This is a genomic window from Flavobacterium sp. (genome assembly GCF_043756175.1).
GTDB lineage: Bacteria > Bacteroidota > Bacteroidia > Flavobacteriales > Flavobacteriaceae > Flavobacterium.
In genome coordinates, this window is sequence record NZ_JAYURN010000102.1 from 25,361 (window position 1) to 37,978 (window position 12,618).

General features: G+C 32.1%; 13 protein-coding genes. 4 read left to right on the forward strand and 9 right to left on the reverse strand.

Annotated elements, in window-relative coordinates; genetic code table 11:
- Positions 1 to 77: 77 nt before the first annotated feature.
- Positions 78 to 596 (reverse strand): gamma carbonic anhydrase family protein, encoded by a 519-nt coding sequence (locus tag ACH2BP_RS07980; RefSeq protein WP_395058706.1) that lies wholly within the window; start codon positions 594 to 596, stop codon positions 78 to 80.
- Between the two features lie 41 nt (positions 597 to 637).
- A complete protein-coding gene (locus ACH2BP_RS07985) occupies positions 638 to 1,642 on the reverse strand; it encodes a type IX secretion system membrane protein PorP/SprF (RefSeq protein ID WP_395058708.1) in 1,005 nt (334 codons plus the stop codon).
- A gap of 243 nt (positions 1,643 to 1,885) precedes the next feature.
- Between ACH2BP_RS07985 and ACH2BP_RS07990 the strand changes: the two genes are divergently transcribed.
- From ACH2BP_RS07990 to ACH2BP_RS08000, 3 genes are all read left to right on the forward strand, one after another.
- Positions 1,886 to 2,782: a NifU family protein gene (locus tag ACH2BP_RS07990; protein WP_395058710.1), complete on the forward strand. Its 897-nt coding sequence runs from the start codon at positions 1,886 to 1,888 to the stop codon at positions 2,780 to 2,782.
- 188 nt (positions 2,783 to 2,970) lie between these two features.
- Positions 2,971 to 4,989 (forward strand): thioredoxin domain-containing protein, encoded by a 2,019-nt coding sequence (locus ACH2BP_RS07995; RefSeq protein WP_395058712.1) that lies wholly within the window; start codon positions 2,971 to 2,973, stop codon positions 4,987 to 4,989.
- Positions 4,990 to 5,039: 50 nt separating this feature from the next.
- Entirely contained in the window at positions 5,040 to 5,393 is a 354-nt protein-coding gene (locus ACH2BP_RS08000; protein WP_395058714.1) for a hypothetical protein, read from the forward strand.
- Here ACH2BP_RS08000 and tsaB read toward each other — a convergent pair whose 3' ends face one another.
- From tsaB to ACH2BP_RS08015, 3 genes are all read right to left on the reverse strand, one after another.
- Positions 5,394 to 6,062 carry a tRNA (adenosine(37)-N6)-threonylcarbamoyltransferase complex dimerization subunit type 1 TsaB gene (tsaB, locus tag ACH2BP_RS08005; RefSeq protein ID WP_395058716.1) on the reverse strand — a complete coding sequence of 223 codons (669 nt, stop codon included), beginning with the start codon at positions 6,060 to 6,062 and terminating at the stop codon, positions 5,394 to 5,396.
- A 156-nt stretch (positions 6,063 to 6,218) separates the two neighbouring features.
- The gene (locus ACH2BP_RS08010) at positions 6,219 to 7,553 is read right to left on the reverse strand and encodes an efflux RND transporter periplasmic adaptor subunit (protein WP_395058718.1); all 1,335 of its coding nucleotides are present in this window, start codon (positions 7,551 to 7,553) and stop codon (positions 6,219 to 6,221) included.
- Positions 7,554 to 7,559: 6 nt separating this feature from the next.
- Entirely contained in the window at positions 7,560 to 9,002 is a 1,443-nt protein-coding gene (locus ACH2BP_RS08015; RefSeq protein WP_395058720.1) for a TolC family protein, read from the reverse strand.
- A gap of 148 nt (positions 9,003 to 9,150) precedes the next feature.
- Here ACH2BP_RS08015 and ACH2BP_RS08020 point away from each other — a divergent pair, with 148 nt between their 5' ends.
- On the forward strand, positions 9,151 to 10,545 hold the full coding sequence (locus ACH2BP_RS08020) for a DUF4403 family protein (RefSeq protein WP_395058722.1): 1,395 nt from the start codon (positions 9,151 to 9,153) through the stop codon (positions 10,543 to 10,545).
- Here ACH2BP_RS08020 and ACH2BP_RS08025 read toward each other — a convergent pair whose 3' ends face one another.
- The 4 genes from ACH2BP_RS08025 to ACH2BP_RS08040 all read right to left on the reverse strand — a co-directional run.
- On the reverse strand, positions 10,546 to 10,851 hold the full coding sequence (locus ACH2BP_RS08025) for a hypothetical protein (RefSeq protein WP_395058724.1): 306 nt from the start codon (positions 10,849 to 10,851) through the stop codon (positions 10,546 to 10,548).
- Positions 10,841 to 11,383, reverse strand: a complete 543-nt coding sequence (locus ACH2BP_RS08030) for a DUF420 domain-containing protein (protein ID WP_395058726.1) — start codon at positions 11,381 to 11,383, stop codon at positions 10,841 to 10,843. Before ACH2BP_RS08030 ends, ACH2BP_RS08025 begins: the two co-directional genes overlap by 11 nt.
- A 2-nt stretch (positions 11,384 to 11,385) precedes the next feature.
- Positions 11,386 to 12,069: an SCO family protein gene (locus tag ACH2BP_RS08035; RefSeq protein WP_395058728.1), complete on the reverse strand. Its 684-nt coding sequence runs from the start codon at positions 12,067 to 12,069 to the stop codon at positions 11,386 to 11,388.
- A gap of 3 nt (positions 12,070 to 12,072) precedes the next feature.
- Positions 12,073 to 12,618, reverse strand: a 546-nt coding sequence (locus ACH2BP_RS08040; RefSeq protein WP_395058730.1) for a hypothetical protein, incomplete at its 5' end; no start/stop codon positions are given.

The following is a 12,618-nucleotide window of genomic DNA, read 5'->3' on the forward strand; positions in this document are numbered from 1 at the left end:
TTCTCCTTCCAAAAAAATGAGGAGAGGATTTTCACTACAACAGGACTAAAAAGGAAATTTAGGCTTTCTTGTGTGTATTATTCATCGTCTTTAAACCAGCTAGAGTACATTACATAATTATTAGAAATACGCTCAATCTCACCAGCGAAATTACTTTGATCAATGTCTTTTACTTTCTTAGCAGGAATCCCAGCATAAATAGTTCCAGATTCGACTACCGTGTTTTGTGTAACTACCGAACCCGCTCCTATAATCGAATTGCTTTCTATAATGCAATTATCCATTACAATAGCGCCCATTCCTATTAACACATTGTCCTGAACAGTACAGCCATGCACAATCGCATTGTGTCCTATCGAAACATTATTCCCAATAATCGTTGGATGCTTCTGATAGGTGCAATGTATAATCGCTCCATCTTGAATATTTACTTTGTTTCCAATAGTAATAAAATTCACATCTCCACGAATCACAGCATTAAACCAAACGCTACAATTATCACCAAAAGTAACATCACCAACTATAGTTGCATTTTCAGCAACGAAACAATCTTCTGGAATTTGCGGATACTTTCCGTTTACTTCTTTTATAACCATATTTTATGCAAAAAAATAGTCCCGAAATATCGGGACATGTTTTATAATGAATTAACTGCTGGGCAATTACAATCGTATCTTTCTTTTTTACAACCAAAATCAAAACCTAAAGTAATTTGGTGGTAACCACCTGTATCATACTTAATATTTCCTGAAACTTGAGAATAAGTATAAGCAAACATAAATTTCTTGTAATTTACACCTACAATAGGTGTGATGTATTGTAAATATTGGTTTTTTAATTCTGTACCATCAACATACTGAGAACCATCAAAACTTCTTCTATATGACAATGCACCCCAAATTTTACCAAAATCTACTGCTTTATAAACTTTTAAGTTTACGTCAAGTGCTTTCTCTTTAGTCCTATCTGTTAGTTGAAACAACAACGATGGCTCCCAAAGTAATTTTCTTGAATTACCAAAAGTGTAACCAGCGCTTAAAAGGTATTTTCTTAAATTATCAGATTCAAATTGAGTATAAATATCTCTACTTTGAAAAAGTGCATTCTTAACAGTAACATGTGTATAAAAATCTAAAAAATTATAAGAGGCACCAAAATCAACATTAAGATAAGACGCTTTTTGAAGAACCCCAGCAATAATTGGGTCAAAATCGTTCAAATCGAAACTAGTTTCATCCAACTGATTTTGTACCAATCCTGCACTTAATCCAAAAGACAACTTATTCAAATCGCTTGTACTTCTAGAGAACATAATATGATGCGCGTAAGTAATTTTTCCACCTTTTTGTGAGTGATACCCATTTTTATCATTAAAAAGAATTACACCAATACCTGATTTTCCACTTTCACCCAGAGAACCATTGTAACTTAGCGTTTGTAATGATGGCGCATCATTACTCCCAAACCATTGTTTACGAGAAGTTAATCTTATCTTATTACAACTAGAGGCACCTGCCATCGATGGATGCAATAAATAATAATTATCTGATAAATAGTCTGAGTAAACAGCTATGCCATCTTGAGAGAAAGCAAATTGAGTAGAAATAAAAGCTAATGTTAATACTATTTTTTTGAAATTCATTTTTATAATCTTTTTGGTACGAAATAGTTCAAGCTGTTTTTAATAAAATAACGGACAGACCAATATATTTTTCAAAACGTTCAAAGATATGATTTTTCGCGAAAGTTTTTCTACTTATACGATATTTTTGTGTCTATTGATAAATAAATTAACAGTTTGTCAAAAGTTAAATTAATCTATAATTAAAAAAGTAATTTATTATATACCAATTACGTTTCTTAATTTTGCATAAAATAAATAAACATGAAACTTATCACTATAAAAGACACGAATAATCCGAATATTCAAAAATTCGAATTTTCTTATTTCATAACACCTAATCAAAGCTACGAATACAAAAACATAGACCAAGCTAGCGAATCTCCGCTTGCTCAACAATTATTTTATTTACCATTTGTAAAAACGGTTTATATCTCTGGTAATTTTATTGCTATAGAAAAGTACAATATTGTCGAATGGGAAGATGTAAAACACGCAGTAGCAGAACAAATGGAAGCTTTTGTAAGTAATGGTGGCGAAGTGGTAAAACAATCAGAAGCCCCAAAGAAAACCGCAGTAACGGTTTATGCAGAAAGTACACCAAATCCTGCAGTAATGAAATTTGTTGCCAGCAAAAAACTAACAAAAACTATTGTCGAATGCAAAAATATCGACGAAACTTACGCTTCTCCATTAGCCAAAGAATTATTTAATTTTCCTTTTGTAAAAGAAGTTTTTATAGACGAAAATTATATTTCAGTAACTAAATTTGCTGTGGCAGAATGGCAAGAAATAACTACAGAAGTTCGTAGTTTCATCAAAGAATTTATCGAAAACGGAAATGTTGCAGTCGACGAAACTAAAATCGTAGCTACAAAACACGAAGAAAAACAACAAATTACAAATTTTGATACTCTTGATGTTACTTCTCAAAAAATTATCAATATTATCGAAGAATATATTCGCCCTGCCGTTGCTGCCGATGGTGGAAACATACTTTTCGATTCCTATTCTGAAGATACAAAACAAGTAAAAGTTATTTTACAAGGCGCATGTAGCGGTTGCCCATCGTCAACATTTACCCTAAAAAACGGAATAGAAAGCATGCTAAAAGACATGCTAAATGAACCTGAATTAAAAGTTGAAGCAATAAATGCGTAGCATAAAAGTCCAAAATCGAGACTAAAATTTACTTTCGAACTAAAATAAATCGGCATTAAATTATAAATTAGCGTTTCAATATTTGAAGCGCTTTTTTTTGAAGCTATTTCCCGCTATCCGTTGCAATCTCGTCTCGTTAAAAAAACGAGACAAGGATTTCCACTATTATCGGGACTAAACCAACCAATATGAATCAGCTAAATTTAGAAACCAGCCCTTATTTACTACAACACGCCAACAATCCAATACATTGGCAAGCTTGGTCAGAAAAAACATTGGCAACAGCCCAAAAAGAAAACAAACTCCTCATTATAAGCATCGGATATTCCGCTTGCCACTGGTGTCATGTGATGGAACACGAAAGTTTCGAAAACAAAGAAGTAGCATCAGTAATGAATCCAAACTTTATTTCTATAAAAGTAGATCGAGAAGAACGCCCAGATGTCGATGCAATATATATGAAAGCCGTACAAATGATGACCAATCGTGGCGGCTGGCCACTAAATGTTGTTTGCCTTCCCGACGGAAGACCAGTTTGGGGTGGCACTTATTTTGGGAGAGAAGAATGGACAAATACACTCCAACAATTACACGAAATGTATGTTTCATCTCCTGAAAAAATCATCGAATATGCCGAAAAATTGCACCAAGGCATTCAGGTTTTGGGTATTGTAGAACACAATACCTCTCAAGAACAAAATCACACGAACAATATAAAACCATTAGTTGAAAAATGGTCTAAAAGTTTCGATTGGGAATATGGTGGTTACGCTCGTGCTCCTAAATTTATGATGCCTAACAATTATTTGTTCTTGCAACGATATGGTTTTCAAACGCAATCCCAAGATTTACTTAATTTTGTAGATTTAACGCTAACTAAAATGGCTCACGGTGGGCTTTTTGACACTATCGATGGAGGTTTTTCACGTTATTCAGTCGATATTCGTTGGCATGTACCTCATTTTGAAAAGATGCTATACGACAACGGGCAACTCATTTCTTTATACGCGCAAGCCTACAAAAGAACCAAAAATCCGCTATACAAAGAAGTCATCGAAAAAACGTTAACTTTTGTTGAAAGAGAATTTTTAAATTCAGATAATGGTTTCTTTTCGGCACTCGATGCTGATAGTTTAAATAAAGATAACAAACTCGAAGAAGGCGCTTTTTATGTTTGGACAAAAGAGCAATTACAAGAAATACTGCAAAATGATTTCGAAGTTTTCAGTCATTTATATAATGTAAATGATTTTGGTTTTTGGGAACACGATAATTATGTTCTTATACAAAGTCAAACTATAGAAAGTATGGCGCTACAATTTGGCTTGACCGAAAACGAATTGCAAAACAAGAAGAAAAACTGGGAACGGCTACTTTTTATCAAAAGAGAAAAACGTCCCAAACCAAGGCTCGACGACAAATCGCTCACTTCCTGGAATGCCATCATGCTAAAAGGATATATTGACGCTTATAATTCTATGGGAGATGAGAATTATTTAGTTATTGCTAAAAAAAACGCTCAATTTATTATCGAAAAACAATGGTCTCCAGAAGGTTTTTTGTATCGTTCCTATAAAAACAACAAAAGTACTATTGAAGGTTTTCTGGAAGATTATGCATTTACAATCGATGCATTTATCAGTTTATATCAAGCGACTTTAGAAGAATCTTATTTGCATCAAGCGAAACAATTAACCGATTATTGTTTTGATAATTTTTATGACGAAAAACAAGAGTTTTTTGCTTTCAATTCTAGGAATTCGGCACAGCTTATTGCGCAACATTTCGAAACCGAAGATAATGTCATGCCAGCTTCCAACTCAGTGATGGCAAATAATTTATATGTTTTGAGTATTTTATTCAGCAATAGTTATTATGAAAAAATAGCATTGCAAATGTTGCATCACATGATTCCTAATATGGATTATGCATCGGCTTATTCGAATTGGCTAAATTTATGGATGAATTTGTCTGAAGACAATAAAGAACTTGCAATTTGTGGTGACAATGCATTGGCAAATATTAAAAAAATAAATACTGAATATTTACCTCACATTATTGCCGCTGGAACAACAAAAAGTTCCGATTTACCATTTTTAGAAAATCGATTTATCAAAAACGAAAACTTATTTTACATTTGCCAAAACAAAACCTGTTTACTTCCAAATAAAAGAATTGAGGAAGTTTTTAACAATTTTAAAATATAATTTAAACAAAATTATGTAGTTTTACAGGAATAACTTAAAATTAAAACAAAATGGGAGTAGCAAGTTTTTTTAAGAACATATTTGGTTCAAAAAAAGTAGAAGAAATAATTGACCAAGCAGGAGATTTCGCTGACGATGCAATTGCAAAAGCAAAAGAAAGCGCAGCACCACTAATGGACAAAGTAGAAGATTTTGCTGAACAAGCAAAAGCAAAAGTAACAGAATATGTACCTCAAGCCGCAGAAACAATAGAAAATGTTGTTGAGACTGTAAAAGAAAAAGCAGGTGATTTAATTGATAAAGCTGAAGTAATAGCTCATGATGCAGTAGAAACTGTAAAGGAAAAAGCAAACAATTTCACTACAGAGACTTCAGAAAAAGCAGCAGATGAAGTTGCAGACTAATTACTTTGACGAAACAGTCATCATAAAGTCTTTTAGATAAAAAGGTTCAAAATAAGCGACATCAACGATGTCGTTTTTTTTGAATTTATCATAAGCAATTTTACTCATTTCAATTGCCGATGGAAATTCTATTTCGTCATGGTAAACGAATTTTTTATCAGTTAAAATGTCTTTGCATTTAACAGCTCCATCACCTACAAAATGAATTGTTTCGGTAATTTCTTGAAAAGAATAGTCATCGATAATCTCAGCCTTTACCTCTCTTATCTTTTCGTATTTGTTATTAAAAATAGCTGTATAACATTCCATTCTTCTAGCGTCAATCATAGAAATGATGATTCCTTTTTCGACATTAAGTTTTCTAGCCAAAATCTCTAAAGTATCAACCGCAATAAGTGGAATATCTAAAGAATAACACAATCCTTTTGCTGCCGAAACTCCTATGCGCAAACCTGTATAAGAACCAGGTCCTTGACTAATAGCAATGGCTGACAAGTCTTTGAAAGTAAGTTTATTTTCATTTATAATTTCATCAATAAAAATATGTAATTTTTCTGCGTGAGAATAACCCGCTTCAGCAATTTCTGTACAAGCAATAACATTTCCGTTTTGCGATAAAGCAACGGAGCAGTTTCTTGTAGCAGTTTCTATATTTAATATGTATGTCATTTTTTGAGTAGTAAAGTTACAAAGTTAGAGATTATGATATATGAAAACAAATCAGTCTAAGATTTTAAATAATTCTTTAATCATTTAGAACATTTAGTTGATTTATGTTAGACAGTTTAAATCCAAAAAAAAGCTCCAAAATTGGAGCTTATCTATTTAACTATCTTTACTATCCTTTTCTTTTTTCTTTTCGGCAGCAATTTGCTCTTTAGTTTTTACATAAACTACATCATCAGGATTTAGCTCTTTAGTAACTGTTGTATAAGGTCCGGTTACTATAGTTTCTCCTTTTTTTAAACCAATCACTTCTATATAAGTATCATCTTGAATTCCTGTGTTTACAACGCGAAGCTTTACTTTATCACCCACTTTAACAAAAACACATTCATATCTTTTTTCGTTTTTTACTTCTGGAGTTCCTTCTGAATTGTCTGAATTTTCATCTTCAACTACATACTCTTTTCTTGATGAAGTGGTATCGGTTCTCATGACAACAGCACTAATTGGGACAGCTACAACATTTTCTTTACGAGTTGTAATAATATCGACTGTTGCAGTCATTCCTGGACGGAATGGTGAAAAACTAGCTGGTTTACCAACCATTAAATCTTGGTAAGATTCTTTAACAATTCTAACTTTAACTTTAAAATTAGTCACTTGATCTGCAGTTAGAGCTGTACTGGCAGAATTTGAAATGCTTGTTACAATACCTTTAAATTCTTTTTTTAAATAAGCATCCACTTCAACTTTTGCAGAATCTCCAATAGAGATTTTTACAATATCATTTTCATTTACATCTACTTCTACTTCCATATTATTCAAGTCGGCAACACGCATCATTTCAGTTCCTGTCATTTGTTGCGTTCCTAAAACACGTTCCCCTAATTCTACATTAAGCTTAGAAATTGTTCCGTCAACTGGTGCATAAATTGCTGTTTTTCCTAAATTTTCTCTAGATTCATTTACAGTAGCAGATGCACTTTGCACGTTATAATATGCCGCTTGTTTTGCTGCCTGAGCACCGTCATAAGTCGCTACAGATTTGTCCCATTCTGCTCTGGAAATTATACCTTTATCATACAGTTTTTTGCTTCTATCATAACTTGCTTTTGCTTCTTTAAATTGCGCATCGGTTTGACTTAAACCCGCTTTAGTATTAGACAATCCTGCTTGAGAACGATTTAATCCTTGTGTGTATAATTTTGGATTTACTCTTACTAACAAGTCTCCTTTTTTGACAGTTTGTCCTTCTTTTATAGGAAGCGCAATAATCTCTCCCGAAACTTCCGATGAAATTTTAACTTCAATTTCAGGCTGAATTTTTCCAGTTCCAGAAACAGTTTCTATCACTGTACGTTGTTCTATTGTCGAAATTTCAACTTCTTTACCTTTGTTACTATCTCCTATTGCACCTGATTTTTTTAGATATATTAAACCTATAACTGTGGCAACAACTAATCCTAATAAAATATATTTTGTCTTTTTTGTCATGATAACTTATTGTTTTTTAATAATTGGAATTCCGAAGTAAAATTCTAAGATTTTAGTTCTAAAAATATAATCGTATTTAGTTCTTAAAGCTTCCGATTGTGCATTTACAAATAAAGTTTTGGCTTGATTGAAATCGAAAACATTCATTAATCCTACTTCATATCTTTCTTTTGCATAACTGAATGCTTGCTGTCTTGCCTCTAATGTTGAAACGGCTGCTTCATGCGTTTTTTGGGATCCTTTTGTATCGGTATATGCTGTAAAAACTGTTCTTTCTAAATCTAATTCTTGTTGCTGCAATGAGATTTTTGAGCGATCTAATGCGATTTTTGAACGAGCAACATTGTTTCTTGCTGAAAAACCATTAAGAATTGGAACACTTAAATTCAAACCAAAACTTTGTCCTTTATTATCACTAAACTGATTAAAAACAGCATCTGGTTTTCCTAATACTGTAGAAAAATTAGGTTGTAAAACAGCTTGATTTGTGCCGTCTACATAACCAATTATAGATGTCGGATTGTTTGTATTTGGTGTAAATCCTACTACTCTATTTGAATATCCTGCACGTGTGCTAAAACTATAAAAACCTTGTAATGTTGGCTGGTAAGCACCACGAGCAATTTTAACATCCTTTTCGGCAATTTGCACGTTTGTTTGGGCGATTTTTAAATCAGTTCTAGTTTCTTTTGCTTTATCAAAAATTATTTTTGGGTCCTGCATTAAAATGGTGCTTTCCTGAACAGGAATTTCCGCATCTGCAATATCAAATTCTTGAAAATCATCAATTTGTAATAATTGTGCTAAACTTAATTTAGACAAAAACAAGGCGTTTTCTGCAGCAATAAGTCGCTGATTATCCGTTGCTACTGTAGCTTTTACATCAAGTAAATCTCCACGAGGTGTTACTCCTGCATCTACTAGTTCACTAGTTCTTTCTAATTGTTTATTATTGTAAACCAACTGTTGCTGTTGCACTTTTAAATTTTCTTTATTAAAAAGTATTTGCAAATAAGCATTTACAACATTTAACGAAACATCTTCTTGCATTTTTGTTAGTTGATATTGAGAAGCAATCCTACTTAGATTTGCTTTTCGCAACTGGTTTTGGTTTTGCAAACCTTTATAAATATCTATACCAACATTTAATCCTGCTGAAGTAAATTGTGTAGTTTGATTTTCTAACAAACCTGTCGTTATATTTTGGTTTAAACCAATATTCCAAGAGTGAGAAGCTTGTGCATTTACAGAAGGAAGAAACCTTCCTATTGCATCTTTTTTAGAAATATCTGCCAACTCTTTATCTAAAGCAGTTTGTTTTATCGAAATATTATGCTCGACAGCATAAGTTACACATTCCTCAAGTGTCCATTTTTTGGCTTGACTAAAAGAAACAGAAGAACAGAACAATGTTGTAATTATTAAAAATGAGTATTTTATATTTTGCATTTTATACAATATGGAAGTTTTATGATTAGCGAATTTAACCTTTTCTAAATTAAATTTACAATAAGACTCTTGCTTTAACAATTTGTTACAATTAATGAATGAAATTTATTAAAAAATAACTTTACATTTGTTCAAATTACTTTTTTTGATGAAAAACATTTTGCGAATTATTGGGTTTTTTACAATGTCGATTTTATACACCAGTTGTTCGACAACTCAAAAAATAGAGCTTATGAAACCCGAGCCAGATGCAGCCACACCTATAACTTATCCTATAACTTCTTCTTATATTAGTTTTCCAGTAACATTAACACTAAAGGATATTGAAAATCAAACCAATAAAGCTTTAGTAGGATTAATTTATGACGACCATAATATTGATGATGATAAAACTGAAATGAAAATCTGGAAGAATGCTCCCATATTAATTTCGGAAGAAAACAATAAGCTAAAAACAATTGTCCCTCTAAAAATCTGGGCAAAAGTTAGATACGGAACATCTGCATTAGGTCTTAATTTATATGACACTCGCGAATTAAACCTAAACGGAACAATTACTTTTTTAAGTGATGTAAAAATGAGTAATTGGAAAATTACCACTACCACCGAATTACAAGATTTTGAATGGCAAGAAAGTCCAACTATTTTAATTGCTGGAAAAGAGATTCCTGTTACTTATTTAGTAAATCCAACGATTCGAATTTTTAGAAATAAAATTGAAAAAACTATTGATGAATCGTTAGAAAAATCCCTCGATTTTAAATCTAATATTCTCGAAATGATGCAAAAAGCAAGCGAGCCATTCGAGATGAGTCCAACATACCAGACTTGGCTAAAAGTAACACCGCAGGAAATATATGCCACCGAAGCTACTTTAGAAAAAAACGCAGTTTCAATGACTGTTGGTCTTAAATGCTTAATGGAGTCCTATATAGGACAAAAGCCAAAACCTAATTTCTTCAAAGAAAAGATGGTATTGAAACCCATTGCCAATTTACCTGAAAAAGTAGTGGCAAATATTGCTGCAGTTTCTACTTATCAAGATGCTTCAAGGGTAATGACGGCTAATTTTAAAGGAAAAGAATTTGGCTCAGGAAAACGAAAAGTAACGATTCAAAATGTAGAAATTTGGCACAAACAAGGCAAAATGGTTATTGCACTAGATATGCTTGGAAGCTTAAATGGTCGCATTTATTTATCTGGTTTCCCGCAATATAATGCAGAAACTAAAGAATTATTTTTTGACAATTTAGATTATGCTTTAGAGACCAAAAGCAAACTCATGAAAACTGCCAACTGGTTTGCACAAGGTTTAATATTAAACAAAATAAGAGCCACTTGTCGTTACTCTTTACAACCAAATTTAGAAGAAGGGAAGCAAAATATCCTAAAATACTTAAATAACTATTCTCCCATGACCGGCGTTTTTGTAAACGGTAAATTAAACGATATTATTTTCGGAAAAGTGCAATTGACTAATAATGCTATAGTTGCTTTTTTGAATATTACTGGAAATGTGAAAGTAAATATAAATGGAATGTAATTAATTCTTCTTCCTATACATTCTATAAACAGCAAAGGCAATAAGACCCACAAGAACATACGGAATAATCATTAGGTATATTATACCATCATTTACCGCTTCTGCTTGTGATACGTTTCCTGTACTTTCTAGCGATGCACGACACATGGCACATTGCGCTTGTGAATTTAGAGTATAGAAATTAATAATAAGAAGCAAGAAGTAAGAAGCAAGATTTTGAGAAGTCTTTCTTCTTACTTCTTGTTTCTTATTATTCTTTTTTTTTCTTTCGACTTTCGACTTTCGACTTTCGACTCTAATTAACATAATAAGGAGAAATCATTAAATAAACAATAACGCCTGTAACGGCAACATACAACCAAACAGGAAAAGTAATTTTTGCTATTTTCTTGTGTTTGTCAAATTTTTCTGCCAATGCACGAACATAAGTAATTAAAACCAAAGGAATAGTCACTATTGATAGTATAATGTGAGTAATCAATATAAAAAAGTAAACTGATTTCAAAATACCTTCTCCGCCATATTTTGTCGATTCCGATGTCATGTGATACGCCACATACATTCCTAAAAACACCAACGAAAGTGCAATAGCAGTTTTCATAAGATTCTCGTGTAATTTTCGTTTTCCCTTTTTGATAGAAATAACTGCCCAAACTAAGACTATGGCTGTAATCCCATTAATTGTGGCGTAAACAGGTGGTAAGAATGACAATGGTTTTACATCGAAACCTAAATCTCTTAGTTTTACTTTAAACAAAATGGCTACCACAAGTGGAATCGCAATTGATAATATAGTAATCCAAACATTGTACTTTTTTTCTGAAATCTTGTTTTCCATTTTTATTCTGCTAATAATTTAGTAATATCTTGTTTTATTGCTTTTACTCCTTTTTCTTCCAGCCCATCGTAATAGATAATTGGATTGCCAAATTCATCTTTTCGACAACGAATATCTCCATTTTTATCTATTAACGCAAAAAAACCAGAATGTTCGAATCCTCCATTTACTTTTTTATTTTCTCCAGCAAATAGGTTAAAACCTTTGTTTGCAATTTCGAAAATCTTAGCTTTATCACCAGTAAGAAAATGCCAGTTTACTCCTTTTGCATTTATCATTTCGGCATGTTTTTTTAGTACTGCCGGCGTGTCATTAAATGGATTTATGGTTATTGAAGCAATTCCGAAATTAGTATTTGAAGCAAATGCTTCCTGAACTAATTTCATGTTTCTATTCATAATTGGACAAATTGACGGACAAGTAGAAAAGAAAAACTCGACAACATATACTTTTCCTTTATAGCTTTCGTCAGATATTGTTACTTCTTCTTGGTTTGTTAATGAGAACTTTGGGGCTTTGCCAATAGTTATCAAATCACTTTTGTTCGATGTTGTAGTCCCTTCAATATTTAATCTATCACCTTTTACAATGTCTTCATTTTTTATTTTGTCTATAATTTTAGGAACAAAATAAATCCCAAAAACTAGAATAATAAAAGCGGTACCTATATATGATTTGTTTTTCATTATTTATTTTTTTACGTGTAAACGAAAATCTTCTTGATTCTTATTCCTCTTCAAAGCCAATCGATATTCTCTGAGCATGATTTTCACATCATCGGACATGTCGTTATGCAAATCGGCAGCAGAATTTGTGTTATAACTTTCCTTGTATTCGTTTTTTCCGTCTTTATTTTTTCCTTTTCGCCCGCGATGGTTTTTATCTTTATCTATAATAATAACCTTTGTTGTACTACCATTTTCATTAAGATGATCGAGTAATTTAAATGAATCATAATAAGATTGAATCTCATTTTGTTTGGCAAAAACAAACTTCCAACCCGTTAAGTCATCCGAGAATCTTGAAAGCTTTTCTAATAAATTTTTAACTTGTTGTTCAGAACCCTCTTGGGCTATCATTACCAACTGAAAGTCATCAAAGCCTTCGTATTTTCCGTATATTTTCTGATTCAGATTAAATAGATTTTCTTCGTTTTTTAAAACATCATTACCTACGAATCCCAAAACTGTAATTTTGTTTTTTAGCAAAACCGGCTTACCATCTAGGCTTTCCCA

What these genes read in the sequence shown, in the direction of transcription:
- ACH2BP_RS08035 (WP_395058728.1), bottom strand. Translation starts at nt 12,069, where the DNA reads ATGAAAAACAAATCATATATAGGTACCGCTTTTATTATTCTAGTTTTT.
- ACH2BP_RS08025 (WP_395058724.1), bottom strand. Translation starts at nt 10,851, where the DNA reads ATGTTAATTAGAGTCGAAAGTCGAAAGTCGAAAGTCGAAAGAAAAAAA.
- ACH2BP_RS07985 (WP_395058708.1), bottom strand. Translation starts at nt 1,642, where the DNA reads ATGAATTTCAAAAAAATAGTATTAACATTAGCTTTTATTTCTACTCAA.
- ACH2BP_RS07990 (WP_395058710.1), top strand. Translation starts at nt 1,886, where the DNA reads ATGAAACTTATCACTATAAAAGACACGAATAATCCGAATATTCAAAAA.
- ACH2BP_RS08015 (WP_395058720.1), bottom strand. Translation starts at nt 9,002, where the DNA reads ATGCAAAATATAAAATACTCATTTTTAATAATTACAACATTGTTCTGT.
- tsaB (WP_395058716.1), bottom strand. Translation starts at nt 6,062, where the DNA reads ATGACATACATATTAAATATAGAAACTGCTACAAGAAACTGCTCCGTT.
- ACH2BP_RS08020 (WP_395058722.1), top strand. Translation starts at nt 9,151, where the DNA reads ATGAAAAACATTTTGCGAATTATTGGGTTTTTTACAATGTCGATTTTA.
- ACH2BP_RS07980 (WP_395058706.1), bottom strand. Translation starts at nt 596, where the DNA reads ATGGTTATAAAAGAAGTAAACGGAAAGTATCCGCAAATTCCAGAAGAT.
- ACH2BP_RS08010 (WP_395058718.1), bottom strand. Translation starts at nt 7,553, where the DNA reads ATGACAAAAAAGACAAAATATATTTTATTAGGATTAGTTGTTGCCACA.
- ACH2BP_RS08000 (WP_395058714.1), top strand. Translation starts at nt 5,040, where the DNA reads ATGGGAGTAGCAAGTTTTTTTAAGAACATATTTGGTTCAAAAAAAGTA.
- ACH2BP_RS07995 (WP_395058712.1), top strand. Translation starts at nt 2,971, where the DNA reads ATGAATCAGCTAAATTTAGAAACCAGCCCTTATTTACTACAACACGCC.
- ACH2BP_RS08030 (WP_395058726.1), bottom strand. Translation starts at nt 11,383, where the DNA reads ATGGAAAACAAGATTTCAGAAAAAAAGTACAATGTTTGGATTACTATA.